This is a genomic window from Acinetobacter sp. UBA991 (assembly GCF_002292065.1).
Classification (GTDB): domain Bacteria; phylum Pseudomonadota; class Gammaproteobacteria; order Pseudomonadales; family Moraxellaceae; genus Acinetobacter; species Acinetobacter higginsii.
The window spans coordinates 12,327-38,995 of record NZ_DBBF01000023.1; the positions used below are offsets into that span (position 1 = coordinate 12,327).

Sequence of the window (26,669 nt, forward strand, 5' to 3'; positions counted from 1 at the left end):
TAGGCAATAAAAAAGCGACCTTCTCGGTCGCTTTTTTCTGCTGCATCATTTCATGCCAAAGATCAGCTTTAATCCGAGCAAGGTCATCACACCACCCGCAATCCGATCAAATATCGATTTTGATTTTAAATAAACTTTACGTGGGCCTTCGGCTGACAATGCTACTGCAACCAGCGAATACCAACCTGCATCAATAAAGAAGCACAGCATTGGCAACACCACATAGTAATAACTTGGAATGTCTTTCGGTAATAAGGCGGTAAAAATACTGGCAAGGATAATCGCAATCTTCGGATTACTGAGTTGAGTAATCAGCCCTAAGCGAAAGGCTTGTGCATAGCTCATGCGATTCACAGTGCCATTGACTGCTTCCATTGGTTCTTTGGCATGTTTGATAATTTTATACGCCAGCCAAAGTAAGTACAGACCACCAAATATTTTTAGTGCGATATAAGCAGAAGGTACGGCTAATAGAATCGCTTGCAAGCCCATGACCGCAAGCAAACCAAATAAGGCTGCACCCGTGCCTGTTCCCAAGGCGGTAAACAGTCCATGCTTACGAGAAATCGCAATTGAGTTTTTAGCCACATAAATAAAGGTAGGACCGGGGCTGATTGCACCCAACATTAAAGCCAAAGCAATTGAGCCTAAAATCAATAACGATTCCAAGTGAAACCTCTAGATTAGAATAATTTTCAAATATTAATTTTACTGAAAAAGTATCGCCAGAAGATATAAAAATTTTGACTAATCTCAGCAATTTTTGTGCGCTTTAAGCAACAGAAGTTGATGAGAAAGCCTCAAGCTAGAGCAAAGACTCAATTTACAATGAATATCAAACACTTAAAAATAGCATATTCATCTCCGTCATGGATCGAGTATCCGATTTTTCTATAAAACTAATTTTATGATCAAAATTTGTCATCCATTTTAGTGTAACTTTCATTTATTTTTAGCGACTTAAAACCCATAATAAATTTATGGAATTAAATTCATTTTCATCAATAACGATAACCGAGGCACATTAGATGCAAACTAAAAAATTGAAAAATTTAGACCCTTCACAATCACATCTGTGGATTATTGGCGGTGGTATTGCTGGTATGGCGGCGGCAGCCTTTGCCATTCGTGATGCCAAAGTCCCTGCCCAAAACATTCATATTTTAGAAGAGCTTGAGGTCTCAGGCGGTTCAATGGATGGTGGACACAACCCACTCAATCCAAACCATGCATGGGTAACTCGTGGTGGAAGAATGTTGACCGATGAAACCTACCTCTGCACATGGGATCTATTTTCCAGCATCCCCTCACTGGAAGATCCCAACATTTCTGTCCGCGAAGAATGCCGTGAATTTAATGAAAAAATTAAAACCCATGCCCAAGCTCGCTTAATCGATGCCAACCATGTCATTGCAGAAGCCGAAAAGCTTGGCTTATCCACCTTGAATCGCGCACAGATGCTACGCCTGCTGGCACTCAAAGAAGAACGGATTGGCAGCCGTCGTATTGATGAATTTTTTGATGATGCATTTTTCCAAAGCAATTTCTGGCGGATGTGGCGCACCACCTTTGCCTTTCAGAAATGGCATAGTGCAGCGGAATTACGCCGCTATTTCTTACGCTTTATTCAGGAATTACCCCGTATTCATACCTTGGCTGGGGTTAAGCGTACTAAATACAATCAATATGATTCGATGATTTATCCCTTACAACGTTGGTTAGTCGAACAAGGCGTGGATGTGCGCTTTGGTACTTATGTCACCGATGCTGATTTTATTGAAGATGAGCAAAGTAAACAACGTAAGGCAAGCAAGCTTTATCTCAATCTCTCAGAAGGGACTGAACAGATTATCTTAGGTGAACATGATCTCGCCTTATTTACCTTAGGCTCGATTACAGCCGATTCACGTTATGGTGGTCAAAATGATGTGCCAGCCTTAATTCGTGATCGACAGGACCATGGCTGGCGCTTATGGGAAACCCTTGCACAAAAAGCACCTGATTTTGGCCGCCCAATGACCTTTAATGGCAATATCGACGAACATAAATGGAAGTCTTTTACCCTGACCCTGCATGATGATGTGCTGCTCAAACGTATCATCGAATACACAGGCAATGAGCCAGGAACGGGTGCACTGATGACTTGGTTTGAATCAGGCTGGCATTTATCCATCGTCGTGCCTGCGCAGCCACATTTTGCTGACCTACCTAAAGGCAAATTTACCCTATGGGGCTATGGCTTTGAAATTGACCACATCGGTGACTACATCAAAAAACCAATGAGTGAAGCCACTGGGCAAGAAATTGTGATTGAGTTAATTCGCCAACTCGGATTCGACGATATTCTGGATCATGTACTGGCGCATAGTGACATTAGCACCGTGATGATGCCCTATGCTTCTGCCCTGTTTGCCTGTCGTAAAGCGGGCGACCGTCCCTTACTGATTCCAGAGAATGCCGTTAATTTTGCTTTCTTGGGTCAATTTGTGGAACTGGAAGATGATGTGGTGTTTACCGTGGAATATTCCATCCGTGGCGCCATGCTTGCTATTTATCAACTCTTAGGGGTAGACCGTGAAGTTCCTGAAATCTACAACGGTCTGCTCGACCCTAAAGTCGGTTTAAAAGCCTTAGAAACCGTATTTCATTAAATCCTTCTGAAATACTAAAATGAAGTAGATCTTGATGATCTACTTCATCCACTTGATCAGTCCTTAGCCATGAGCAAAATTCAGTCTAATTTGCTAAGTAGTACGCTTATTCTTGAAGCAGCAGCTTGCCATTTTCTTTCAGTAATTTTCCATCATAGCTATAAATCATTTTCTTCTGAGCAACTTTGCGTTCTTGCTCCTCACTTTCTGGTGCCCCCATAAAGTCAGGCATGCTCACGATAATTTGATTGGGTTTTGCTGAAACTTTGATGAGATCCGAACATGAGCCAAAAACAGGCGAAACCGTCACTTTCTGGTTTGGACTGATTTTCACAAAATTCAGTTGGATCGGACAACCACTGCCGCCAATGTCTTGCACCAAAACCACATCATCCATGTGTAATTTATAAATGCCTTCAATCGACAGACCGTTATTGCCCTCAATTTTTGGCAGTACCATCTTATGATTAAAATATAGCGTTTCTTGCCCAGTCTCAGGGCTGACTTTAATTTGAACTTGCCCATAACGTGTTTTCTTGACGCTTTCCGCAGCAAAAGCAGTCTGTGTCGCGACCAATACCGTAGCAGCAAGCACCAATTTCAACATCTTATTTTGTATCATCATTTTGATTTTACTCATCACCTTGTTTAATGATTTTAGGTTTTAAACTACATGGATTTTCGACTTTGATCTCCTGAAAATATTTCTCTCCGTCTTCTTCCGCATCATAGCCAAAATTAAACGAGCCATCGCTCTCGTCAAAGAAGGTAGAATAGCCAATCTGCTCCATCTCGCTAAACTTTGGATCTTTTTTACTGATACTTAAATAAGGCTTGAGTTCAGGCAGGCGGTAAAACACCACTTTGTCATGTTCTTTATCCAATTGCTGTTTGGTCACGAAGCACTTTTGATTGGGTGACATTTTTAATAATTCAAAGAATTCCTGCTGCTTATTATTTTGATCATACACCGTGAGGATATGTGCACTGCCTGTTGCACCAAGCTTAAAACCGATCAGTTTTGGGGTGAATTGATAGGCCCTTGCCGTCTTATTCCATTGCGATATTAAGACTTTGTCTTGACCTTTATAGGTTTTAATATAGTCACAGGCATCGGTTTTCACATTGCAATTTCGTTTAATAATTTTGACCTCACCCGCTTGAGCCAAAACTTCGGTTTTAGCCCATAGCGCGCTACTGCAACAGAGCAAACTGATTGCTAAAATTAATCTACTTGTCATTTTATAATATACCCAATTGATTTAAGCCGTGGTCTAAGTGCCACAAAATAGACAGCTTATTCTGCTTAGAATAGATTGGGAATTCAATGTTTTATTGCTAACCTCATCCACATGACGTTGAAAGCACCATATACAACACTTCACTGCTGAATGAACCATCTGCTTGGATACGATAATATTGCTGGGTTTGATCAGATGCCTTTTTCTGTAAATGACGAATGGTCTGAATCGCATATTCAGGGGTTTGCATCCGCGCTGTCCAGCTCTTGAACTCTAAATCTAAATATTGCTTTTCAACTGTCTCGACCCTAAAACCTGCAGATTCAGCAAAGCGCATCCATTCCTGCAAACTATAATTGCGTACATGACTTGGGTCTCGAATGGTTTCAATGCTCTGAAAGAAGGTATCCATCACAGGATTTGAGTGCCCTAAAATATCGACAATAATCACCTTGCCTTGTGGCGCCAATACACGGCGAATTTCCGCCATCGCCTGCGCGACGTTGTGCCAATGATGTGCTGAATAGCGGGTAATCACACAATCAAAGCGTTGATCGGCAAAGGGTAAACTCTCGGCAGCCCCTTGCTGAGCGATCACATTATTCAAGCCCTTTTGCTTGGCCTGTTGCGCCACCAACTCCACCATCGACGGCGTTAAATCATAAGCAGTTACTTCACCAGTAAATGGTGCGATCTGATAGCTGACATGGCCACCGCCACAGCCTAAGTCCAACACGGTCTTCAATTGATGTGACTGGATCAAATGCTGCATTTTTGCAAACTCAACACCTTGCGCATGCACTGTGCTGTTTAAATAGGCTTGGGATTTATCTTGATATTGCTGTTGATTAACTTGATGCTGGGTATTCATCTTCTTATCCTTGCACTGTGGGTTTAGCTTCAAAAATAACCAACCTTAATCAAAAATAAAAATGATCAATTTTAAATTAATTTATAAAAATAAGTTATTAATTAAAGACCAATCAAGCTGGCTGCGACATTAATCGCCACCGCCAAGATCACGGTATTAAAAATAAAAGCCAAGACACAATGAAAAATATTCAGATGTCGGAGCGCTGAGCTGGTAATTGAGACATCAGCCGTTTGTGCAGAGGTACCAATGATATAACTGAAATAGATAAAATCGAGATAATCAGGTTGATCGGTTTTAGGAAAATCCAAACCTGCTTCTTGATGACGACTTTTGGCAAGGTAGTAATCATGTGCATAGTGAATCGCAAATAAAGTATGCAGTAATAACCACGTTGAAAAAATCGTCCCGATGGTCAGTAAAATCAGAGCACTTTTTAAAATCGGCTGATCTTTAGGCACATGCCCCAATTGCACCACAATCGAAATAAAGCAGATTACAATGGCAACCAGCACCACGGTCAAGATCATCCACTTACCTTCATCCTGTTGCTTGGCGCGTTGTAAAATATGGGTGGCGTCCAAGTGCCACATCATTTTCAAGGTCAGAAATAAATACAGCCAAATCGCAATATTCCAACCCAGTTGTAAGCAGGTTGCCCAATGCCACTGGGTAAGCAGATGCAAAGCCCCATAAATCATAAGTCCCAAAGAAAAAGTCGCAGACAAATATGGCCGATACTTTATTCCTTTTAGCAAGCGCGGGATAAATCCTTGCATTTTCCACCTATTTGTATTTTTTATACATGCGTAATTTACCCTTATTTTTTAACACTGTATGGCCTGAGAAAACTCACTCAGAACGTCAATTTAACCGAAATTAAACAAAATAAAGTTTCTCAGCATATTTACTTCGGACAAAAATGTCCGTTTAATTCACCCTATCTCCCAAGAAATTTGAATCATGGCAAAACGTCAGCAATTGGCAGCGCATAATCGTGATGAACTTCTAAATGCGGCTGAAGAAATCTTTCGCAAGCAAGGGGTTCATGTGCCTTTACAAGCCATTATTGATCATGCTGGCGTGGGACGTGCAACCTTTTACCGTAATTTTGCAGATCGTAAAGCCTTGATGACAGCATTACTGGAACGTGCCATAGAACGTTTGGAACAACGTACGCTTGCCTTACAAGACTTTGATGATGGCTTTATTCGTCTGATCGAGGGGCATATCGAACAATTGCCCCATCTGGTGGTGCTGATTGATTACTGGCGCATTATTGATCGGCAAGACCCAATCATGCTAAACATTTATGAGCGGCGTGATAAAGCACTGCAACCCTTGATTGATCGCGCCATAAAACACAAATTGTGTCGTCCAGATTTAACGCCACACGATTTTGCCATGATTACAGCGATTTTGGGCTCTTCATTTCAAGGACATCACGCCTCTGATCAAGTGCGCTTAGCCAAACGAGCAATAGAATTATTATTAAACGGCATTAAAGTTTAGTTCGAGGAATAATATGGATAAAAGCCCTCGCTATCTAGAGACTCCTCCAGATTGGTCTGCCGATGAGCGCCCAACCTTACCGGGCTCGCCTGCTGCAATTGCACATGCCCGACCAAAACGTTTTGCCTATTTTTTTATTGGTCTGTTTATATGTATTGCAGCCAGTTTAAGTAACGGGTTTATCGTTGCCAATTTACCGATTTTCCAAGGTGAATATGGTCTCACCCCATCGCAAGCAGCATGGCTACCTGCAGCCTATGTGATGGCCAATGTCAGCTCTAACCTGATTCTGTTTAAAGCCCGCCAACAATATGGTTTGCGCTTATTTTCAGAAATTGGCCTGTTGGCTTTTATTGGTGTACTGGTATTACATATCTTTGTTCAAACCTATGAAGTTGCCTTATTTGTGCGCTTTATTGCAGGTTTGGCAGCTGCGCCTTTAAGCTCGCTAGGGATGTATTACACCATGCAAGCCTTTGGTAAGGCGGATATGGCCAAAGGGATTTATCTGGCCTTCGGCTTTCAGCAACTTGGCCTGCCTTTGGCATGGATCATCTCGCCTTTTCTGCTCAGTGCCAATCAGTGGGATGTGATTTATACCTTTGAATTGGGTTTGGCAATTTGTTGTTTTGCCATGGTGGTGGCGTTAAAACTGCCACGCAGCCTACGCTTAGAGGTATTCGAGAAGCAGGACTTCTTTACCTTTGCCTTGCTTGCACCCGGTTTTGCCTGTCTGTGTATCGTACTCACCCAAGGGCCGATTTTATGGTGGTTCAATAGTCCTTGGTTGGCCTACACCTTAATCGTCGGTTTTTGTTTGATTGTGTTGGGACTGACTTATGAACACTATCGCAGCAATCCATTGATTATGACCCGTTGGTTAGCCGCAGGTGATCTACTCAGTTTTGTGGTCAGTGCCTTCGCCCTACGCTTACTCATGTCAGAACAAAGCTATGCTGCGGTCAATTTCCTTAAGACTATGGGCATGGGACCTGACCAGTTTGTACCACTGTATGTGGTGATCTTCTGCGGCACCATTGCAGGTTCGGTATTTAGTGCTCTGACCTTCCATCGTGAACGACTGATTCTGAATTTGTTCCTTGCTGAAATCCTGATTTTGATTGCTTGTGCGCTGGACTATCACCTGACCAGTGATGTGCGTCCTGCCAACTTTTACCGCAGTCAATTTCTCGTCAGCTTTGCAGGTGGTGTGTTTATCGGCCCACTGCTGCTGATGGGCTTTATGCGTACCCTGCAACGTGGCCCGCAATATGTGGTGACCTTCATTGTACTGTTTTCAGCCACACAGAATTTTGGTGGTTTGGTCGGCTCCTCCTTTTTCAACACCTATCAGCAGCGCCATACCTATGATTATAAAGTCGAAATCAATAGCAATCTTGACCCGACAAATCCAATTGTGGCACAGCGTTTACAAGCCTACCAACATAGTGCCATGGTCAGTAGCAATGACCCTGTTTTGCAAAATAACCAAGCCTTGCAAAACCTGAATAAGGTGGTCACCCGTGAGGCTCAGGTACGTGCCTATAACGATGTAATCGTATTAAACGGTATTTTTGCAGTGGTGTTATTGCTGTGGGGGCTATTTAAATATGCACGGGATAAATACAAAACCCGAAAAAATCTGCAAGCAGCCAGTTAGTCCTTTTTGATTGAGAAAAGCTTATGTCCGAACAAGAGAAACCTGAAAATAATAATGCTCAAACCACTGAGCAAAATGAGACAACTCAAGCAGCCAAGGTGCCTGAGACTGTCGCCCAAATGCCGCCTCCACCACCACCGCCGACCAGTAAACTCATTAAAACCAAACGCTCTACCCTGTGGTGGATGCTGCTGGTGTTATTGGTCGGAATCACCATTATTTTATGGGCATGGCGCATTGGCCCCTTCCATACAGCAGTTGAACAAACTGACAATAGCTATGTGAAAGGTAAAACCACCATCCTGTCTTCACAGATCAATGGCTATATTAAAGATGTCTTGGTCAAAGACTTTGATCAAGTTAAACAAGGTCAGGTTTTGATGCATATTGATGCCACCACCTATGACCAAAAAGTGACGCAAGCAGCATCTGGTGTAGAGCAAGCAGAAAACAGTCTTGCCAATCAAACCCAAGCCATTGCGCAACGTCAGGCCGATGTTGTGGCCGCACAAGCCAAACTGGATCAAGTCAAGGCACAGTATGATTTATCTGTGGCTCAGCTAAAACGCTACCAACAATTGGGCGATAGCGGTGCGGCGTCTAAATCTGAACAAGATAAAGCCGCGGCAGATGCGCAGAATAATCACGCCTTACTAAAACAAGCCGAAGCCAATATCTTGGTGGCACAAGAAGCTTTAAAAACGGCGCAAGTGGCACAGTCTGGCTTAAAAGCACAAGTTAATAGTGCACAAGCACAACTCGACCAAGCCAATACCACCAAAGACTACAGCACCATTGTTGCACCACTGGATGGACAATTGGGTGAGGTCAATCCACGGGTGGGCCAATATGTCGCTGCGGGGACACAATTGCTTTATCTGATTCCGACACAAACGTGGGTGATTGCCAACTTTAAAGAAACCCAAATTGCCAATATGAAAATTGGGCAAAAAGCGTATTTCACCGTCGATGCGATGAATCATCAGAAATTTACAGGACATGTTGAACAGATTTCCCCTGCCGCAGGTTCAGAATTTAGTGTACTCAAACCCGACAATGCCACAGGTAACTTTACCAAGGTGGTACAACGTATTTCAGTCCGTATCGCCATAGATCCAAATCAAAAAGGCATCGAAAACTTACGTCCTGGGATGTCGGTAATTACCTCTGTGGATACCGACTCCTAATACAAAACTGACATTCTCAATCAAATCCATTTACAATGTGATCAAATCCATTTCTCTTGTTCGAAAATGTTTGATCACATTGCTTTTCCCACACCCTATCAAACATTAGCACTTCCTAGTTCGGTTCAACTGACCATTAAGCGTCTGGACCTGATTCATCCTCACATTTCAGGCAATAAATTTTATAAGCTGAAATACAACCTGCTTGCAGCACAACAACAAGGTTTGACTCAAGTTCTGACTTTTGGTGGTGCTTTCTCCAATCATATTGCTGCTACAGCCTATGCTGCACAGCGTTTTGGCTTGCAAAGCATTGGCATAATTCGTGGTGAAGAACTTGCAACTCAAAACTTAAACCCTACCCTACAGACAGCGCAAGATTTTGGTATGCAATTGCATTTTGTCAGTCGGGCTGAGTATCGACTGCGCCATGAAGCGGAATATTTACAACAACTACAACAGCAATATCCTCAGGCCTTTATTGTTCCAGAAGGTGGCAGCAATGCACTTGCACTGCAAGGAACACAGGAAATTTTAAGCAAAGATGATCGAGAAAATTATGATGTGATTTGTTGTGCAGTTGGAACAGGTGGCACCATTGCTGGACTGATTGAAAGCAGCTCTGCACAACAACAGGTTCTAGGTTTTTCAGCATTGAAAGGCGACTTCCTAAAACAGAATATTCAACAGTGGACCAACAAAAGTAATTGGTCTTTAACCGATGCCTACTGCTGTGGTGGTTATGCAAAAACCACAGCTGAGTTGCTGCAATTTATGCAACACTTCGAACAACAATATGCAATTCCTTTGGAACAGGTCTATACCGCCAAGATGATGCTGGGGCTATTCGATTTAATTCAGCAGCAGTATTTTCCTGAAAATAGCCGTATTTTGGCGATTCATACGGGTGGATTACAAGGGCGCTTAAAATAAAAAAGCCACTCGCAAGTGACTTTTTATTTGATCGAATCAAGTGCTTAAAACCAGCCATCACCAATCGGCTTATTGTCCATAAACACCACTAAGCCTTTGACAATGCGATAAATAAACCAGATTGATGCTGCAAATAGAATCGGAATACCAATGAGTACAAAAGACAAGATAAATCCAATAATTGCAGCAATGAGAGTGATCCAAAAGGTTTTGATTTGCCATTCAAAATGACTGGCCAACCATGTTCCTTTTACCTCGTCACGCTTCATATAATTCATAATAATGGCAGCAATACTTGTTAATCCCACAAAAATACTGGCCGCATAAAGCCCATACGCAATTAAGGTATATTGTCTGAGTTGATCTTGCTGATGAGGCGGAGTGCCTTCTAAAAAAGTCTTATCATTCATTATTGTTATCCCCTTTATTGAGTCCAATTTTATAACATGCTTTGATTTTAAAAGTATCTTTTTTAATCAAACAATCAACATACTCAAACTGCTCTAAATCTTCTATAATTGCCCGCTTTTCCTCCCTTGAGTATTTTCCCCATGGTTCATCAAGTTGATGTTGTTGTTTTAGGTGCAGGTGCATCAGGCTTGATGTTGGCTGCAGAAGCAGGCAAACGTGGGCGCTCGGTTGTGGTGTTGGAAAAAGCCAATAAAGTCGGCAAAAAGATTTTGATGTCAGGTGGTGGTAAATGTAACTTTACCAATCTGGAGGTCGAAGCTGCCAATTATTTGTCTGAAAACCCACATTTCGTCATCTCAGCCTTAACGCGATACACCAATTGGGACTTTATTGCTTTGGTCTGCGAATACGGCATCGAGTACGAAGAACGCAAACACGGGCAATTATTTACCCTCAAAGGATCTAAAGAGATTCTGGAACTTTTACTTTCAGAATGTGACAAAGCCAAACGTGTTCAGATTCAAACCCACTGTGAAGTACAGCAAGTGAAGGCTCAGGCAGATTCCAGTTTTATGATTGAAACCAGTCAAGGGACTTATCACTGTGAATCCTTAGTTGTGGCAACGGGCGGATTATCCATTCCAACCCTCGGTGGCTCAGGTTTTGGTTATGAACTTGCGCAACAGTTCGGACATCATGTTTATCCAACCCGTGCGGGTCTGGTTCCGTTCACCTTCTCCGATCAGTTTAAAGAAGTCACCACCCGCTTGAGTGGCAATGCATTAGACGCAACCTTGATCAATGATCGTCATCAATTTACCGAAGCTTTGCTGTTTACCCATCGTGGTCTTAGTGGTCCAAGCTCACTGCAACTTTCGAACTACTGGCATGTTGGGGAAAGCTTTAAAATTGATTTCTTCCCAAGCCAAGACTTTGCACAATTCTTTAAAGATAAGAAAAAGTCACAGCCTAAAGTTCTACTACGCACCTTAATCAGTGAATTTACCGCCAAAAGTATCGTACTTGAATTACAGCAACTGATTTGGACAGAACAAAGTGAAACACCAATTGGCAATCTCAGTGATGTACAACTCGAACATATAGCAGCGCAATTGCATGCATTTACGGTAAAACCATCAGGTACTGAAGGTTATCGAACGGCCGAAGTCACACTCGGTGGGGTGGATACCAGTGAAGTATCTTCCAAAACCATGGAAAGTAAAAAACAGAAAGGTTTATATTTTATTGGTGAAGTGCTGGATGTTACAGGACACTTAGGTGGCTATAACTTCCAATGGGCATGGTCTTCTGCACAGGCAGCGGCTCAATTTGTCTGATATGACCATATGAATTACAGCACTTCAGGCTACGTTCAATAAAATCTGTTTCAGTTTTGGTGGTCTGAAGAGTTTGCCGCTTCTGAAGTTGCGATTTGTTGTGTATTTTCAATGGGTCTCTCTTTAGAAGAGTTTGACTTAGCAACAACAAATTTATAAGCACTCGCCAAGAACCCTACAGTAATGCCTGCAATAATAATCGGTGCGAATACTCGATTTGGCCTCTTCATGTTCATTCTCCTATAGACTTTTTATTTAGAGACTATTGATACTTTAGCTATAAATGAATTGCTTTTGAGGTCAAATTTGTTATTTAAACCCTCTAACTTTACTCAAAATATCCAATCGCAATCCAAAACAAAAGCCAATAGCGCCGATACAAACAAAACGACCACCCTGCTTAGAGTGGTCGAATTGATTAAAAAAATCAAAGATTATTTTTTCTATTCATCCGAATACGGCGGAATTGGTGGTGGATTCGCCGGAGTATCTGATGACGTTGGCGTCGGACTCACAGGATTTACTGGAGTCGTTGGTGCTGTTGGTGTTGGACTCACAGGAACTACTGGCTTAACCTCATCCTTATGTAATGGATTTGGTTTATTGCCTTCAGTTTTTGCTTTATCTAAAAGATCCGTCAGTAAGCGTTCTGCAGGTTGACGTCCTCCTAGACCAAAGGCCAATGCAAATGCGACTGCAACTGAACCAAGTGTTAAACCAAATGCCAAATTCACAATCGAGTCAGCAATGCCCATGGCTTTTAAACCCATTGCAATCACTAAGCCCATAATTAAGATACGGACTAAATTGCCTAACCAGCGTGAACTGTTGTATTCACCACGTTGTACGATGTTGGCGACCACATTAGCTAACCAGAAGCCGATCACTAGAATCACAGCACCAAGTAGGATACTTGCGCCAAACTGGATAAACATCGCGATCAGTACACTGACCTGTTCTAATCCAAGTCGATTGGCTGCCTCTGAAACCGCAAATAACATGGTAAAGAAAACAATTAAACAACCGATCACGTCAGAAACACGGGTTTGTCCCAAGAAGCGTTGTAAATCCAGCTTCATCGGGATTTCATCCACCCCAGCCCCAGAAATCAGTTCAGCCACTAAACGTCCAACAAAACGGGAGACAATATAAGCCACAATTAAAATCAAACCAGCTGCAATGATTTGTGGAATTGCATACATGATTTGATTGAGCATGGCGGTTGCAGGTTGAGAAATTGCTTGGATACCCAAGGCTTCAAAAGCCACAATTAAAGTGGTAATAATAATGATGGCAAATACAAATGAACCTAAGAATTTAGAAACATTTGAGTTCTTAAATAAGCCAACTTTTTCAGCTTGCGCCTGTAAACCCAGACTATTACTTAAGCCTTCAACAATGCCTCTTACAATTTTCGCTAACACATAGCCCACGAAAATGATCACAGCCGTAATAAACAGGTTCGGCAGATAAGCAATCGCTTCATTCACCATGTTTTGTACTGGAATTAAAAGCCCTGTTAAACCCAGAATTGATAAGACAATAGGCAAGAACAGTAATAACACTAACCAATAGAAAATTTCACCAATATTGCTACTGAGTGAACTGACACCAACTTCGCCACTCAGCTTCTCATCGAATTCAGTTTTAGAAAGTACATTGGTTAGCCCCGCACGAACCAGACGTGCGATAATCCAGCCAATAAAGCCCACGGCGACTGCTGCCAGCAAGTTAGGTATATAGGCCAATACGCGACCAACCATATTGCTAAATGGATCACTGACCCCACTGATATTTAAAACATTGAGTGCGCCAACTACAGCGAGAATCATCACAAACCAGAACACCAGTTTAGAGACCAGATTTTCAATATTTGGAGTACGGCCTGTTGCAGAAGACAATTTATGATTGGTATCAAGCTTTTGCAGTAATTTTTTAACACCTGCTGCAATCACTAAAGCAACAATCCACCCTACAAGTAGGATGACAACTGCAGCAAAAATAGGATGAAACTGATCCCAATAATACATTGCATCAAATCCTCCACGATTGGAGGGGTCACTAAAAAAATCATTCATGTTGTTATCCTTATATTGTGTTTTTAAATCTTGATACACATCCACTTAAGAACGTTCTGCAATGAAGAACATGATTTATGGATGCTTCCACCTTAGTTTTTGTCTATTTTCCAATCAATCAATGGCATCACTAATACAACAAAAAAGTCTCACAATATTGCAAAAAAGCTCATTGATTCACACCAATGAGCTTTATTATGAATTGGTTTTGGTCTAAAGATATGCTTGCTTAAGCATTCAGAATGGCCGACTGCATATGTGACATGATCACTTGAGCAGTTGGATTGGCTGAATGATCAGCAACCATATAAACAAGTAATGCAATCAGGAAGATTCCGACCATAATCAAAATATAAACGGGTAATCTTCTCTTTTTGGTAATTTCTTCTTTGCTGGCCACATGAGGCTGTGGCTTACTAAAATCATGCATGATAGCAGCCCTCATCCTTTTACTTTTCAAGTTTTATATTAGCAATACCCAGTGTTGCATTGTGTGAAAAAGCTTCGGACTATCGTTGCACTGGTTGCAGAACTCCACTTTCTTTTATTTATTTTTTGTTTAAAATATAGTCGGTTTTAGAATGCGTTAAAATAAGCTATAATACGCGCCTCCTTTCTCAGCCGTTCTGCTTTATGTCCTATAGCCAACAAAGCGTTTCTCTTGAATTAGACACTGATGTGACCCATCAATGTTTTTTACATCACACACGCGATGAACATTTGATTGGAATTATTGAGTTCAATAAGCCGAGCTATATTCTGAAATGGGGCGATTTAGAATACTTTCGTCGTCGTACAGAAGAGTTTTCGGTGATGCCATTGCCAGATTGTATCAATGCGATGATTGTCGATATTCGCAATGTACAACCCTTTTTGGATAATGAAGTTCCGATTCTACCTTGGCGCTTACTCGAAGAAGATTGTCCTGTCCGTCTGGTCGTCCCGCAAGATCGCCTAGAGCATTATATTGGCTTGTTTGAACCGACTTGGTTAACCACGGATGTCGATACCGCCATTCAAGAAATTCGTGAATTTATGGATATGTTTGTACATTAAGACATATCCATTCAGCACTCTTCTACCAATAATTCTCTACAGCAATATTGCCTTCGCCACGACGATTCATAATTAAACCGCGTTGCTTCAGGGCTTCTTTAGTATCTTCCACCATTTGTGGATTGCCACATAACATCACATGACTACTGTCTCGGTTAAAAGAGAGCCCTGCTGCTTTTTCTAATTCACCATTGCCAATTAAAACAGGCAAACGATCATGCAGGGCGGCATTCGGATCACGGGTAATGATTGGAATGAACTTAAAGCCCGTATGCCCTTCGCCAAATAAGGCTGCAATCTCTTGGATACGCTCGACATAAGCCAACTCAGATTCAGTACGTACGCTATACACCAGATTGATCTGCTGATATTTATTCCATGTTTCAAAGTCTTGTAACATCGATAAAAACGGCGCAAGCCCCGTGCCTGTTCCCAATAACCATAAATCCTGTGGTAACGGTTGTTGATAACGTGCCAGCGTTAAATAGCCATAGGAAATTTTTTCCAGATACAACTCATCATCGACTTTGAGGTGTTGTAGATTCGAGGTAAAAGCACCATCAGGCACAACAATTGAAAAGAATTCTAATGTTTCATCAAAAGGTGAAGAGACAACTGAATAAGCACGAACAACCAGTTCCCCTTCAACCATTAAACCAATACGTGCGAACTGACCTGCGGTAAATTTAAAATGAGCTGGTCGAGTCATGGTGAAGCTAAAAAGATTATGAGTCCAACGGTGTACAGATAAAACCTTTTCTACGCTAAATTTTTCAATTGACATGATGAGAACGTGGCATGAAACAGTGCGCTCATGTTAGCATGATCGAATAATTGATGGATACTCAAAACATTAAGGCTATTTAACATGCGCATGACATTACGCCAGTTGGCTGTTTTCGTGGCGGTCGCTCAAGAAGGAACGGTAACCAAAGCGAGTGATGCTGTCCGACTTACACAAAGTGCGGCAAGTATGGCTTTAGCAGATTTAGAAGATGGTCTAGGTGCACCACTCTTTGATCGTTTGGGTAAACGATTGCAGCTCAATGATTTGGGACGTTTTTTACTCCCACAAGCTTTAGAAATTTTAGGTCGCTGTGACTCTTTTGAACAAGCGGCTAAGGGTGAATTACAAAGCATTGATCTACGTTTAGGTGCAACGCTTACAATTAGTGATTATTTAATGCCAGATTTGATGGCTGAATTTTTACAACGTCATCCACAAGCACATCTGCAACTGCAAGTGGGCAATACCCGTCAAATGATTGAAGCAGTCAATCAATTCCAATTGGATCTGGCCTTGATCGAAGGGTCTTGTCATTTACCTCAACTGCAATGTATCCATTGGCGTGATGATGAGCTAGCCGTATGTTGTGCGCCAGATCATCCCTTAGCACAGTTGAATCGCCCCGTGAGTCCAACTGATTTCCTAGATGTGGAGTGGATTCTACGTGAGGAAGGCTCAGGTACACGTGAAGTATTTGATAATGCCATTTTGCAAGATTTACCCGATGCCAATATTCGTTTAACACTGGGTCATAATGAAGCGATCTTAAAAATTGTCGCGGGTGGTTTAGGCATGTCTTGTGTTTCTAGATTAGCGATTGAACCGCTACAAGAGAAAGGTCAGCTGGTGATCTTGGATACTCCATTCTGGCAATTAACCCGACCGCTCTATATGCTCGTGCATCGTCAAAAGTACCAAGGGCCTGGACTGAAAGCCTTTTTACAATTTTGCGAACATCAGGTGTAATTCACTCCAATAAAAAACGCTTCCAATAGGAAGCGTTTTTTATTTTTATTTAGAAATCGAAACTCACACCCAATTTATAGGTACGACCTGCACCAATAATGGCATAGTCATTATTAAATACACCGGCCCAATGTTTTTTGTCCGCAACATTATCAATATTTGCTCTAAATGTTGTATCCACACCACCAATTTTTGCTTTGTACTTAGCACCTAAATCAAAAATAGTGTAATCAGGTAATTCCAAAGTATTTGTGTTATTTAAATACTGTTTACTCACATAGGTCGCACGTGTATTTATACTCAAGCCATCAATTTGTGGAATCTTATAATCTAAGGCCAAACCAGCAGTGAAATCAGGTATACCATAAATTGTTTTTCCCTCAAGAGCAGGGGTTCCAGACTTAATATACTCAGCATCGATATAAGCCAGATTTCCAAGCAAGCTTAAATCCTCAGTAATATTACCTGAGAATGACCACTCGATCCCACGTGAACGAGTTTCAGCATCATCTTTAACGATTGATGTAGCACTGTCTAAATAAGCTTCTGGTTTTTCAATTTGATACAGCGCTAAAGTATTTAACCAAGAACCCATTTGATGCTTCGCACCAATTTCATATTGCTTAGTCTGGTACGGTGCTAAAGTTTCACCTTTATTTTTCGCAGTTGGATAAGTAATATCAGAAACGGTTACACCTTCAGATAAACCTTCAACATAACTCGCGTAAAAAGAAAGATTTTCAGCAAAAGGCTTAATAACAATACCTATACTTGGTGAAACCTTATCTGCTGAGTAACTAGTTTTTCTGAATAAGTTTTTGGTATCAATATCTTGATAGCGCGCTCCTAAAATTAACTGTAACCGATCATCCAACATCGAAACTTGGTCAGTCAATGTATAGCTCACATACTTGTTGTCCCCGTAAGGTACTATTTTAGGATAGCTGGTTGGCATTGCTCCAGTGTTTAATGGATCATATAAATTAGTATCAAAGGCCGACACTGTTGCCGCACCGTGCTGCCAATATTTACGCGTTAAATAATCTGCTCGAATACCAACAGTATGTTTGATACTTCCTGTTTCAAATTTCGCTTCAAGACCCGTGTTTGCCGCAACATTGTGTTCCTGAGTCCCTACTCGATAATATTGAGATTTTGCAGCACCTGTTTCAGCATTTTGCACAATCATTCGTGTACCAAAAAGATGGCCTGAATATTCTTTTTCAGTATATCCAACCCCTGCAAACACTTTTAAATCTGGAGCGAACTTGTATTCACCAGATAGTCCCGCATATTGGCTACTCTGCTTTCCTTCAATTTTTGGAAAATAGTTATTATTACCATCAGGAGCTGCAATCACTTGCTTAATTGTTCCCATTGAGACCATTGCTGGTGAACCACCTTCACGATCATCTCGCATCGCATAGGCATCAAAATTTAACTTTAATTTGTCTGTCGTATAGTCAAGTGCGAGTACGCCAGTTGCATTGCTATCATCCATTCCATCAATAAGATGTTCCCCTGTACCATATGAACCACTCGCTCTGATACCAAATTCATTATTTGCGCCTAAGCGACGGGATACATCAAAACCTGATTTATAGTATCCCCCATCTTCATAACTCGCTGAAACTTGAGTCAAATCTTGATTGGCACGTTTAGTCTGAGCCATGACAACGCCACCAACACTACCTGCTGGCGCCATCCCAGCAACTAAAGCATTTGGGCCTTTTAACAAAGTGACTGACTCAAGAATATCTGTAGGAATACGCCCAGTCGGCGCCATTCCAAACAGGCCATTTAGGTTATAGTCTTCAAATCCAACGCTAAAACCACGAATCTGAACATTTTCATTTAAATGTCCAGCATTGGTTGTTTCACGAATACTTGGATCATTTCTTAATACTTCTGAAACAGTGGCAGCTTGCTGATCTTGAATCAACTTATCCGAATAAGTCGTAACAGAAAACGGGGTATCAATAGTAGATTTATTGCCTAAGCTACCCAAATTTGAATTTTTCTTGAGCTTACCAGCAGCATAACTCTCTTGTTGATCAGCTTTTACCGTAATCGTTGGTAAAACGGTATTGTCTTCAGCAACAGCAAACATCGGCAAAGCGATAAGAGATAAAAATAATATATTCTTTTTCAAGTGATCAAACCCCGATAAAAATTTGACCACAGTATATAAGATAAATTAACAAATGATAATAAAAATCATTAATAAAATGATAACCATTTATTTAATGAATATAAAAATCTCATCATGAGAATTCACATAATTTATTTTTAACTTAATAACCGATGAAATGCTTTGCCTCTCGGACTTAGTTCAACAGCTGATTAGCTACAATAGGCCAATCGAGAAGCAATACTGATAGAAAGAAAAAGAGGCTAACCGCCTCTTCTCTTTTGAGCTTTAAAAACAAGTTCAAATCAAACCAGAAAAATTAGCGTCTGAAGTTAGATAACAACTCTGATGTGATTGAATTATTGTGCGTCGCTATTTTAGTTTTTCTAGTTTTCGCTGGATTTGGATCAACAAGCTCAATTTTTGTGGCTTTGTACTTCCCGTCATTTTCAACGACCACAAATTTCACTTTTTCATTTCTTTTCGGCTCGCCACCAGCGGGATACTCTGAAATATGAAAAAACACATCCCCTTCAGAGGTCCCAATAAAGCCAAAGCCTTTGTCTGGATTATATTGTTTAATTTTTCCCTGATAGAACTCTTGCTTCATGACATTTATCCTACTTTGCAAATCTGATCATCACAGTATATAAAAATAAAAAAGAGACTTTCAATCTATCCCCAAAACAGTATCAGGATGAGATCAAGTCTCTTTTTATGAATGTTTCAAAAATCAGTCTTTTTGAACACTACCAAAAATTTTGTCACCTGCATCACCAAGACCAGGAACAATATAACCTTCTTCATTCAGACCTTGGTCAATCGACGCGGTATAGATCAACACATCTGGATGTGCCGCTTCTACTTTCGCAACACCTTCTGGCGCGGCAACCAAGACCATGACACGAATATCTTTACAGCCACTTGCTTTCAATACATCAATTGCAGCAATTAAAGAATTACCTGTCGCAAGCATTGGATCAATAATCATGGCTAAGCGATTGGCAACATCAGGCACCAACTTTTTATAGTATGTGCGCACTTCTAAAGTTGCTTCATCACGCTCTAAACCTAAAACACTCACTTTCGCGCTTGGAATCAGGCTAAGAACGCCCTCAAGCATACCAATACCAGCACGCAAGATTGGAACAATTGTGATTTTCTTCCCTGCGATACGCTGAGTTGAGACTTTCCCTGCCCACCCATCAATTTCATGATCAACAACAGGAAGATCCTTTGTTGCTTCATAAGTCAGTAACATCGTGACTTCTTGCGCTAATTCACGGAAGTTCTTGGTACTAATATCTGAACGACGTAATAAACCAAGTTTATGGCGAATGAGCGGATGACGGATTTCTTGAATCGACACGAATGAGTACCTAGGTAATATTAATCTCACTCCATTATAAAGTGTTTTTTTACTCATCAATAAAAAAGCCTCCAACTTTGGAGGCTTTTTTGTACAAATCCGACGATTACTGTTGTTGAGACAACATAAAGTGCAACGGAGAAAGGATCTCTGCCTTCAATGCCAAGTTAATCATTGGATCCGGATAAACACCCATCACCAATACTAATAACGCAGCAGCAAGGACCATAAGACCACCGACTTTACTTCCCCAATGAGCATCCGCATCAATACGAGGTACATCTGGTGGAGTCATATACATCACCACCATCACACGTAAGTAGTAATACAAACCGATACCACTACCCACCACAATCATTGCCGCCAAGAACCAGTGTTGCGTTGTCACCGCAGCCATCACCACCAAGAACTTACCAATGAAGCCTGCTGTTAATGGAATACCTGCTAAAGACAACATCATTACAGTTAATGTTGCAGTCAAGATCGGACGGCGCCAGAACAAACCACGGTAGTCTGCAAGGCTTTGTGCTTCATCGACGTTGTTATATGGGCTCGACATTAATGCAACCGCACCAAATGCACCGATTGTGGTCAATACATAGGTAATTACATAAACCGTCACACTACCAAGACTTGCGTAAGTCATGCTGATTAAAGCAATTAACAAATAACCGAAGTGTGCAATCGATGAATAACCCAAGATACGTTTCAAGTTGACTTGACGAACTGCAAGTAAGTTACCCACCACGATCGACAATACCGCAATGATGGTAATCACCGTCACTAATGATTCAACCAAGATTGCACCAGAAGTCAGTAAGTAACGTACAAATAGACCAATCGTTGCAACTTTCGCAGCCGTTGCCAAGAAGGTTGCCATAGGTGCCGGTGCACCTGCATACACATCTGGCGTCCATTTATGGAATGGCGCAAGTGAAAGTTTGAATGCAACAGCAAAGATAATTAAACCTAAGCCCAATAACACCATTGGTTGTTTGATTGCAGTAAACAATGCCTGAACAGAGTCATAGAATGACAATGAACCTGTATACGCATAGATATAAGCCATACCCATGAGCAACATTGCAGAAGCAGTCGCTGAAAGCACAAGGTATTTAATCCCCGCTTCCAAAGACTGACTACGTTGATAGGTATACGCCAACATGCCGTATACAGGAATCGACATCAACTCTAGGCTGATGAAGAATGCTGCATAGTGTGAGCTTGAAACCAACAACATTGCACCTGTCACTGAGCACAGTAACAAGATATACAACTCTTCGCGGTTGTCCTTATAAGTCTCAATATAAGCATGAGATAAAGTACAGCACGCTAAAGCAGCAATTAGAATCAGGAATTGATAGAGCATGGTAAATGGATCAACCATGAACATACCCATCACGTTTACTGGTGCAAAGTGCCCACTAAACATGGTGTATCCAATATAAATTGCAGCAAGGTTTAAACCCACAACCGAAGTTGTTGCAATCAGATTGTGATTACGCTTAATCGCAGTTAATAACATCACGACGATTGCGGTCAAAGCCACAATCATCACGGGAGCAAGTGGCATTAGCTCAGAAAAAGAAATTGTGAAGTTCATGATTTATTGCATCTCCACATGTTCAAGTTGAGTTGCAGCCTGTTGAACAGTTTCGACAACTTCTTGTACTGGCATATAACTATTTACTAACCATTGCATGCTTGAATGAGACATATCCAAGAATGTTTGCGGGTAAATACCTAACCAAACTAAACCGATCGCACAGATCATCAAAATAGTGACTTCACGTGCAGATAGATCTTTAAGCGGACTAGTATAGTGCTGTTTTTGCTCTGGGTTTGGTTCACCAAATAATGCTTTGTGAATCAGAATCAGACCATAAAGACCAGCAAATACCAAGCTCACTGCTGCAATGATCGTGAACGCTGGATAAGCTTTGAATGAACCCATCAAGATCAGGAATTCACCAATAAAGTTACCTAGACCTGGTACACCAACCAATGCTGCAACAAAGAACATCAAGAAGAATGGCAAATATTGCAGCTGGCCACGAAGACCACCCATCAAGCGTAAATCACGTGTATGTAAACGCTCGTACACTTGACCCGACATAATGAACAATGCAGCAGATGACAAACCATGTGCCAACATCATGATCATGAGGCCTTGGAATGTCAGGATATTACCTGCATAAATTGCAAGTAAGATGAAACCCATGTGCGAAATAGACGTGTACGCAAGTAAGCGTTTCATATCTGTTTGTTGGTACGCTAAGAATGCACCGTAGAAAATACCAATCAGACCCAAAATAATGGCGATATCAGCAAATTGTGCTGATGCAGCCGGGAAGAATGGAATTACGAAACGAAGCAAACCGTACGCAGCTGTTTTAATCAAAATACCCGCTAAATCCACAGAACCCGCTGTTGGTGCTTGAGCATGCGCATCAGGCAACCAGCCGTGTAATGGGAATACTGGTAATTTCACCGCAAAACCGATGAAGAAACACAGCATGAATGCATAAGCAACTTCAGGTGGTAAGTGGTTCGCAACAGCCAATAGATAGTTGTAATCGAAACCGATCATACCTGTCATCATGTATCCATAGACCACAAGGCCCAAGATACCGATCAACATGATCAAACCAGCGATTTGAGTATATAAGAAGAATTTGGTTGCAGCATAAACACGCGAACGACCATTCGACCCTGAGTGTCCCCATAACGCAATCAAGAAGTAGATTGGTACGAGCATCATCTCCCAGAAGAAGAAGAACAAGAATAAGTCAATCGCCAAGAATACACCGATGACCCCACCCAAACTCCAAAGTAAGTTTAAATGGAAGAAACCAACGTTCTTTTGAATCTCACCCCATGAACAGCCAACTGCAAGTACACCCAGTAATGCAGTCAACAACACCATAAGTAGAGATAAACCATCCACCGCTAAGTGAATGCTAATGCCTAAAGTCTGAATCCATGGAAGATGGAATTCAGCCGCCCAAGTCGGGACTTTACCGCCCAACTCGTAGCTAAATGTACCACTTTGCCACAGTGCAATGCCCAAACCGAAGGTAATCAACATACCAATCAAGGCAATCCAGCGCGGTAAATGTTGGTCGTATTTATCGACTAACCAACAAATAAAACCAGCAATGAAAGGAACTAAAATCAGTGCGGGTAAAATTAAATTGTTTTCCATTTTATTTCCCCACAACCTGAATCACGATCAAGATCATCAATAACACCACTACACCGAGTGACATGCTTGAAGCGTATTCACGTAATGAACCTGTTTGACGCGAACTTGTAAAGCTATTACCACCCTTCACAATTGCAGGGAGTACTAACCATAAACCGTCAACTGGATCACGACCTAAAATTTTCGCAATCAATAAATAAGGTTTTACAAATACGATGTCATACAAAGCATCGAAACCAAATGCTGTACGGCAAATGTGCGCTAAACCTGAACCCAAAGATGTTTGAGCAAAAGCTTTTACTGCACCGTATGCAAAAGCAAACAAGAAGATACCCACAGCTAAACCAGCGAGGGCAACACCACTTGCTAAATGTTCAGCATGTGCAACAGCAGCTTCTAAGCTCTCAGGAACAACAAAACTTGGAATGCTTGCAGCAGTCAATAATTTTGCAACTGGCGCTTGTAGGAAGTAGCCGATACCTGTTGATAACGCAGCAAGAATTGCAAGCGGACCCCAGTAAGTGACGCCATGAATCGCATGTGCATGGGTTTTCTCTTCGCCGAAGAATACCACCCAGATTAAACGGAAAGTATAGATAGACGTTAAGAATGCACCCGCAACACCAACCCAGTACAACGTATTGTAAAGTGGAAGATTTGCAATTGTAGACTGTGCATATACTGCACCCAAGATCGCATCTTTAGAGAAGAAGCCAACAGTCACGATTGGAAGTGCTGCCAATGCGCCACCACCGATTACGAAACACCAGAATACGAATGGAATCTTATGACGTAATCCACCCATTTTGAAAATGTTTTGTTCGTGATGACATGCAAGAATTACGGCACCTGAAGAAAGGAACAATAATGCTTTGAAGAATGCGTGAGCCAACATGTGGAATAAACCAGCTTGGTATGCTTCAGCACCCACTGCCATAAACATATAACCCAACTGACTCATGGTTGAGTAAGCCAAGATACGTTTGATATCGGTTTGCACCAATGCGGCAAAGCCAGCCACCAGCAAAGTCACAGCACCTGTAATCGAGATGAACTGCATTACTTCTGGTGCCATTTCAATCACAGAGAACATACGGCAGCATAAGTACACACCTGCTGTAACCATTGTTGCAGCATGGATCAATGCAGACACTGGTGTAGGACCAGCCATCGCATCAGCTAACCAAGTTTGTAATGGAATTTGCGCTGATTTACCCGCTGCACCCAAGAACAACATCAATGCTGTCCAGATCGACAATGATGAGCTTTGTGTCATGACAGTCGCTGCATTTTCAACAATGTACTGAATATTCAAAGTACCAAATTGTTGATAGAGCAAGAACAATGCGATGAGTAAGAATACGTCACCCACACGTGTTACGGTGAATGCCTTGATTGCCGCCCAGCCATTTGCAGGGTTTGAGTAATAGAAACCAATCAATAAGTAAGAGCACAGACCTACGCCTTCCCAACCTAAGAACAATAACGCCAAGTTATCGCCCAATACCAACAACAACATGCTGGCAACGAATAGGTTGAAATAAGAGAAGAAACGCGCATAACCTTCTTCACCACGCATATACCATGATGCGAAGATGTGAATCAGGAAGCCAACACCTGTGACCATACCTGTCATCAATAATGACAAGCCGTCTAAATGTAAGCTGATGCCTGGCTCAAAACCGCCAACACTGAACCAAGTCCATAAGTGTTGAACAAAAACGGTTTGACCACTGCTGGTAAATGCAAGACCGGCAATTAAAGCAAATAACGCAGATAAACCAACTGAACCAACACCAATAATGGCAGCTACATTTTCAGAAAGTTTGTCACGCCCTGCCGCTAAAAGGATAAAACCAATGAGCGGAAATAAAACGGTTAAATATAATGTACTCATCCGCGCATCTCACTAGCAGCATCCACATCCAAGTGATGGAAGCGATGATAAAACTGAAGGACGATCGCAAGACCAATACATGCCTCTGCTGCAGCAAGCGTCAGGATCAAAATGAACATGATCTGTCCATCTGGCTGAGCCCAAACACTACCTGCCAAGACGAATGCCAACGCAGCAGCATTCATCATCACCTCAAGGCTCATTAGCATAAATAAAAGGTTGCGTCGCACCATTACACCGTAAAAACCCAGTGCAAAAAGGATGGTTGCAACGATCAAACCATGTTCTAAAGGGATGTGTCCCATTATTCTTTATCCTCTTCTGCACCTGGTTCACGTTTGCCTAAGTGGAATGCTGCAACAAGTGCTGCAAGCAATAACATCGCGGCAACTTCTACCAATAATAGATAGTGAGTAAATAGTGCTTGACCGACTGCTTTAGGCCCAACAACTTCTGTACCCATTGGCGCAGAAATCGTGGTGTATTCACCACCGAGCATCCACACCAAGATTAAGCCTAATAAAAAGCTCATCAGTGCAGGAAAAGCCCAAGCATCTGAAGTCAACCATTTGCTTTCTTGTTCAATGGTATCTTGTCCAAGGTTCAACATCATGACAACGAAGACGAACAAGACCATGATCGCACCTGCATAAACGATGATCTCAAGGGCAGCCGCAAACGGCGCACCCACGATCATGAAAATGCCAGCAACCGCAAGAAGAGAAACGATCAAGCTAAGTAATGCATGCACAGGATTGGTGTTGGTCACAACACGTACTGTCGAAACAATGGCCACAAGTGCCATCAAATAAAATGGCCACATCATGGTAATAAGCTCCGTACATCTACTGGTGCACTTTCTTTTTGTGCTTGACCTTTTTCTTTACCGCTCACAGCCATACCAGTGACACGATAGAAATTGTAGTCAGGATATTTACCAGGTCCAGAAATGAGTAAGTTTTCTTTCTCATACACCAAGTCTTGACGTACATACTCACCAAGTTCGAAATCTGGTGTCATCTGAATCGCTGTGGTTGGACATGCTTCTTCACACATACCGCAGAAAATGCAGCGTGAGAAGTTAATACGGAAAAATTCTGGATACCAACGTCCATCTTCTTTTTCCGCTTTTTGCAATGAAATACAGCCCACTGGACATGCAACCGCACACAGGTTACATGCCACACAACGCTCTTCACCATCTGGATCACGCGTTAATACGATACGACCGCGATAGCGTGGAGGCGCAATTTGTTCACCCGGTACTTCTGGATATAAGATCGTGTCACGTTTACGTGTTACATGGCTGAACACCATCCATAACGAACGTACAATCGATCCAAAGCCAGCTAGAATTTTATACATTTTGTACTCCCT

Annotated in this window: 27 protein-coding genes; 8 read left to right on the forward strand and 19 right to left on the reverse strand. The window is 41.8% G+C overall.

What is annotated here, in order from left to right:
- Window positions 1-45: 45 nt before the first annotated feature.
- Window positions 46-669, reverse strand: coding sequence for a LysE family translocator (locus B2727_RS09080; RefSeq protein WP_023270720.1), 624 nt, complete (start codon window positions 667-669; stop codon window positions 46-48).
- 359 nt (window positions 670-1,028) lie between these two features.
- Between B2727_RS09080 and B2727_RS09085 the strand changes: the two genes are divergently transcribed.
- Entirely contained in the window at window positions 1,029-2,651 is a 1,623-nt protein-coding gene (locus B2727_RS09085; protein ID WP_033133496.1) for an oleate hydratase, read from the forward strand.
- A 106-nt stretch (window positions 2,652-2,757) separates the two neighbouring features.
- On the opposite strand, the gene B2727_RS09090 is transcribed toward B2727_RS09085, so the two are convergent.
- From B2727_RS09090 to B2727_RS09105, 4 genes are all read right to left on the reverse strand, one after another.
- Window positions 2,758-3,276, reverse strand: a complete 519-nt coding sequence (locus B2727_RS09090) for a hypothetical protein (RefSeq protein WP_005312506.1) — start codon at window positions 3,274-3,276, stop codon at window positions 2,758-2,760.
- A gap of 7 nt (window positions 3,277-3,283) precedes the next feature.
- Window positions 3,284-3,892, reverse strand: coding sequence for a hypothetical protein (locus B2727_RS09095; protein WP_005312497.1), 609 nt, complete (start codon window positions 3,890-3,892; stop codon window positions 3,284-3,286).
- Between the two features lie 103 nt (window positions 3,893-3,995).
- Window positions 3,996-4,763, reverse strand: coding sequence for a class I SAM-dependent methyltransferase (locus tag B2727_RS09100; protein ID WP_033133495.1), 768 nt, complete (start codon window positions 4,761-4,763; stop codon window positions 3,996-3,998).
- A gap of 101 nt (window positions 4,764-4,864) precedes the next feature.
- Complete coding sequence (locus B2727_RS09105) at window positions 4,865-5,542, reverse strand: DUF1345 domain-containing protein (protein WP_005312491.1); 678 nt, start codon at window positions 5,540-5,542, stop codon at window positions 4,865-4,867.
- Window positions 5,543-5,726: 184 nt separating this feature from the next.
- Here B2727_RS09105 and B2727_RS09110 point away from each other — a divergent pair, with 184 nt between their 5' ends.
- From B2727_RS09110 to B2727_RS09125, 4 genes are all read left to right on the forward strand, one after another.
- Entirely contained in the window at window positions 5,727-6,275 is a 549-nt protein-coding gene (locus tag B2727_RS09110) for a TetR/AcrR family transcriptional regulator (protein WP_005205624.1), read from the forward strand.
- Window positions 6,276-6,288: 13 nt separating this feature from the next.
- Window positions 6,289-7,935 (forward strand): MFS transporter, encoded by a 1,647-nt coding sequence (locus B2727_RS09115; protein WP_004804807.1) that lies wholly within the window; start codon window positions 6,289-6,291, stop codon window positions 7,933-7,935.
- 23 nt (window positions 7,936-7,958) lie between these two features.
- The gene (locus B2727_RS09120; protein WP_005312488.1) at window positions 7,959-9,122 is read left to right on the forward strand and encodes an HlyD family secretion protein; all 1,164 of its coding nucleotides are present in this window, start codon (window positions 7,959-7,961) and stop codon (window positions 9,120-9,122) included.
- A 66-nt stretch (window positions 9,123-9,188) separates the two neighbouring features.
- Window positions 9,189-10,055: a 1-aminocyclopropane-1-carboxylate deaminase/D-cysteine desulfhydrase gene (locus B2727_RS09125; RefSeq protein ID WP_033133494.1), complete on the forward strand. Its 867-nt coding sequence runs from the start codon at window positions 9,189-9,191 to the stop codon at window positions 10,053-10,055.
- 44 nt (window positions 10,056-10,099) lie between these two features.
- Here the strand turns inward: B2727_RS09125 and B2727_RS09130 are convergent, their stop codons facing one another.
- A complete protein-coding gene (locus B2727_RS09130) occupies window positions 10,100-10,465 on the reverse strand; it encodes a DUF4870 family protein (protein ID WP_004804804.1) in 366 nt (121 codons plus the stop codon).
- Window positions 10,466-10,606: 141 nt separating this feature from the next.
- Here B2727_RS09130 and B2727_RS09135 point away from each other — a divergent pair, with 141 nt between their 5' ends.
- Window positions 10,607-11,803, forward strand: coding sequence for an NAD(P)/FAD-dependent oxidoreductase (locus B2727_RS09135; RefSeq protein WP_033133493.1), 1,197 nt, complete (start codon window positions 10,607-10,609; stop codon window positions 11,801-11,803).
- A gap of 50 nt (window positions 11,804-11,853) precedes the next feature.
- Here B2727_RS09135 and B2727_RS09140 read toward each other — a convergent pair whose 3' ends face one another.
- The 3 genes from B2727_RS09140 to B2727_RS09150 form a co-directional block, all read right to left on the reverse strand.
- Window positions 11,854-12,033: a hypothetical protein gene (locus tag B2727_RS09140; RefSeq protein ID WP_004804800.1), complete on the reverse strand. Its 180-nt coding sequence runs from the start codon at window positions 12,031-12,033 to the stop codon at window positions 11,854-11,856.
- Window positions 12,034-12,246: 213 nt separating this feature from the next.
- Window positions 12,247-13,881 carry a mechanosensitive ion channel gene (locus B2727_RS09145; RefSeq protein ID WP_033133492.1) on the reverse strand — a complete coding sequence of 545 codons (1,635 nt, stop codon included), beginning with the start codon at window positions 13,879-13,881 and terminating at the stop codon, window positions 12,247-12,249.
- Window positions 13,882-14,110: 229 nt separating this feature from the next.
- Window positions 14,111-14,311, reverse strand: coding sequence for a hypothetical protein (locus B2727_RS09150; protein WP_004804796.1), 201 nt, complete (start codon window positions 14,309-14,311; stop codon window positions 14,111-14,113).
- A gap of 203 nt (window positions 14,312-14,514) precedes the next feature.
- On the opposite strand from B2727_RS09150, the gene B2727_RS09155 reads away from it, so the two are divergent.
- Window positions 14,515-14,937: a hypothetical protein gene (locus B2727_RS09155; RefSeq protein ID WP_004804795.1), complete on the forward strand. Its 423-nt coding sequence runs from the start codon at window positions 14,515-14,517 to the stop codon at window positions 14,935-14,937.
- 22 nt (window positions 14,938-14,959) lie between these two features.
- On the opposite strand, the gene B2727_RS09160 is transcribed toward B2727_RS09155, so the two are convergent.
- Window positions 14,960-15,721, reverse strand: a complete 762-nt coding sequence (locus B2727_RS09160; protein WP_005205637.1) for a ferredoxin--NADP reductase — start codon at window positions 15,719-15,721, stop codon at window positions 14,960-14,962.
- Between the two features lie 84 nt (window positions 15,722-15,805).
- Here B2727_RS09160 and gigC point away from each other — a divergent pair, with 84 nt between their 5' ends.
- Complete coding sequence (gene gigC / locus B2727_RS09165) at window positions 15,806-16,690, forward strand: LysR family transcriptional regulator GigC (protein ID WP_004804792.1); 885 nt, start codon at window positions 15,806-15,808, stop codon at window positions 16,688-16,690.
- A 49-nt stretch (window positions 16,691-16,739) separates the two neighbouring features.
- Here the strand turns inward: gigC and B2727_RS09170 are convergent, their stop codons facing one another.
- The 9 genes from B2727_RS09170 to nuoI form a co-directional block, all read right to left on the reverse strand.
- Window positions 16,740-18,800, reverse strand: a complete 2,061-nt coding sequence (locus B2727_RS09170; RefSeq protein WP_081406945.1) for a TonB-dependent receptor — start codon at window positions 18,798-18,800, stop codon at window positions 16,740-16,742.
- 340 nt (window positions 18,801-19,140) lie between these two features.
- Entirely contained in the window at window positions 19,141-19,431 is a 291-nt protein-coding gene (locus tag B2727_RS09175; protein ID WP_004804787.1) for a cold shock domain-containing protein, read from the reverse strand.
- Window positions 19,432-19,554: 123 nt separating this feature from the next.
- Window positions 19,555-20,190 (reverse strand): uracil phosphoribosyltransferase, encoded by a 636-nt coding sequence (gene upp / locus B2727_RS09180; RefSeq protein WP_017402053.1) that lies wholly within the window; start codon window positions 20,188-20,190, stop codon window positions 19,555-19,557.
- Window positions 20,191-20,296: 106 nt separating this feature from the next.
- Complete coding sequence (gene nuoN / locus B2727_RS09185; protein ID WP_004804782.1) at window positions 20,297-21,793, reverse strand: NADH-quinone oxidoreductase subunit NuoN; 1,497 nt, start codon at window positions 21,791-21,793, stop codon at window positions 20,297-20,299.
- 3 nt (window positions 21,794-21,796) lie between these two features.
- Complete coding sequence (gene nuoM, locus B2727_RS09190; protein WP_005191270.1) at window positions 21,797-23,395, reverse strand: NADH-quinone oxidoreductase subunit M; 1,599 nt, start codon at window positions 23,393-23,395, stop codon at window positions 21,797-21,799.
- A gap of 1 nt (window position 23,396) precedes the next feature.
- Window positions 23,397-25,292 carry an NADH-quinone oxidoreductase subunit L gene (gene nuoL, locus B2727_RS09195; protein WP_005205642.1) on the reverse strand — a complete coding sequence of 632 codons (1,896 nt, stop codon included), beginning with the start codon at window positions 25,290-25,292 and terminating at the stop codon, window positions 23,397-23,399.
- Entirely contained in the window at window positions 25,289-25,597 is a 309-nt protein-coding gene (gene nuoK, locus B2727_RS09200) for an NADH-quinone oxidoreductase subunit NuoK (RefSeq protein ID WP_004655436.1), read from the reverse strand. The genes nuoL and nuoK overlap by 4 nt, the downstream gene beginning before the upstream one ends.
- A complete protein-coding gene (gene nuoJ, locus B2727_RS09205; protein WP_171061079.1) occupies window positions 25,597-26,115 on the reverse strand; it encodes an NADH-quinone oxidoreductase subunit J in 519 nt (172 codons plus the stop codon). Before nuoJ ends, nuoK begins: the two co-directional genes overlap by 1 nt.
- Entirely contained in the window at window positions 26,115-26,657 is a 543-nt protein-coding gene (gene nuoI, locus B2727_RS09210; RefSeq protein WP_004655439.1) for an NADH-quinone oxidoreductase subunit NuoI, read from the reverse strand. Before nuoI ends, nuoJ begins: the two co-directional genes overlap by 1 nt.
- Window positions 26,658-26,669: the final 12 nt, after the last annotated feature.

Bases quoted from the DNA above. Each gene is read 5' to 3' on its own strand.
- B2727_RS09085 (WP_033133496.1), top strand. From the start codon at position 1,029: ATGCAAACTAAAAAATTGAAAAATTTAGACCCTTCACAATCACATCTG.
- B2727_RS09090 (WP_005312506.1), bottom strand. From the start codon at position 3,276: ATGATGATACAAAATAAGATGTTGAAATTGGTGCTTGCTGCTACGGTA.
- B2727_RS09095 (WP_005312497.1), bottom strand. From the start codon at position 3,892: ATGACAAGTAGATTAATTTTAGCAATCAGTTTGCTCTGTTGCAGTAGC.
- B2727_RS09100 (WP_033133495.1), bottom strand. From the start codon at position 4,763: ATGAATACCCAGCATCAAGTTAATCAACAGCAATATCAAGATAAATCC.
- B2727_RS09105 (WP_005312491.1), bottom strand. From the start codon at position 5,542: ATGCAAGGATTTATCCCGCGCTTGCTAAAAGGAATAAAGTATCGGCCA.
- B2727_RS09110 (WP_005205624.1), top strand. From the start codon at position 5,727: ATGGCAAAACGTCAGCAATTGGCAGCGCATAATCGTGATGAACTTCTA.
- B2727_RS09115 (WP_004804807.1), top strand. From the start codon at position 6,289: ATGGATAAAAGCCCTCGCTATCTAGAGACTCCTCCAGATTGGTCTGCC.
- B2727_RS09120 (WP_005312488.1), top strand. From the start codon at position 7,959: ATGTCCGAACAAGAGAAACCTGAAAATAATAATGCTCAAACCACTGAG.
- B2727_RS09125 (WP_033133494.1), top strand. From the start codon at position 9,189: ATGTTTGATCACATTGCTTTTCCCACACCCTATCAAACATTAGCACTT.
- B2727_RS09130 (WP_004804804.1), bottom strand. From the start codon at position 10,465: ATGAATGATAAGACTTTTTTAGAAGGCACTCCGCCTCATCAGCAAGAT.
- B2727_RS09135 (WP_033133493.1), top strand. From the start codon at position 10,607: ATGGTTCATCAAGTTGATGTTGTTGTTTTAGGTGCAGGTGCATCAGGC.
- B2727_RS09140 (WP_004804800.1), bottom strand. From the start codon at position 12,033: ATGAAGAGGCCAAATCGAGTATTCGCACCGATTATTATTGCAGGCATT.
- B2727_RS09145 (WP_033133492.1), bottom strand. From the start codon at position 13,881: ATGAATGATTTTTTTAGTGACCCCTCCAATCGTGGAGGATTTGATGCA.
- B2727_RS09150 (WP_004804796.1), bottom strand. From the start codon at position 14,311: ATGCATGATTTTAGTAAGCCACAGCCTCATGTGGCCAGCAAAGAAGAA.
- B2727_RS09155 (WP_004804795.1), top strand. From the start codon at position 14,515: ATGTCCTATAGCCAACAAAGCGTTTCTCTTGAATTAGACACTGATGTG.
- B2727_RS09160 (WP_005205637.1), bottom strand. From the start codon at position 15,721: ATGTCAATTGAAAAATTTAGCGTAGAAAAGGTTTTATCTGTACACCGT.
- gigC (WP_004804792.1), top strand. From the start codon at position 15,806: ATGCGCATGACATTACGCCAGTTGGCTGTTTTCGTGGCGGTCGCTCAA.
- B2727_RS09170 (WP_081406945.1), bottom strand. From the start codon at position 18,800: ATGTTTGCTGTTGCTGAAGACAATACCGTTTTACCAACGATTACGGTA.
- B2727_RS09175 (WP_004804787.1), bottom strand. From the start codon at position 19,431: ATGAAGCAAGAGTTCTATCAGGGAAAAATTAAACAATATAATCCAGAC.
- nuoN (WP_004804782.1), bottom strand. From the start codon at position 21,793: ATGAACTTCACAATTTCTTTTTCTGAGCTAATGCCACTTGCTCCCGTG.
- nuoM (WP_005191270.1), bottom strand. From the start codon at position 23,395: ATGGAAAACAATTTAATTTTACCCGCACTGATTTTAGTTCCTTTCATT.
- nuoL (WP_005205642.1), bottom strand. From the start codon at position 25,292: ATGAGTACATTATATTTAACCGTTTTATTTCCGCTCATTGGTTTTATC.
- nuoK (WP_004655436.1), bottom strand. From the start codon at position 25,597: ATGGGACACATCCCTTTAGAACATGGTTTGATCGTTGCAACCATCCTT.
- nuoJ (WP_171061079.1), bottom strand. From the start codon at position 26,115: ATGTGGCCATTTTATTTGATGGCACTTGTGGCCATTGTTTCGACAGTA.
- nuoI (WP_004655439.1), bottom strand. From the start codon at position 26,657: ATGTATAAAATTCTAGCTGGCTTTGGATCGATTGTACGTTCGTTATGG.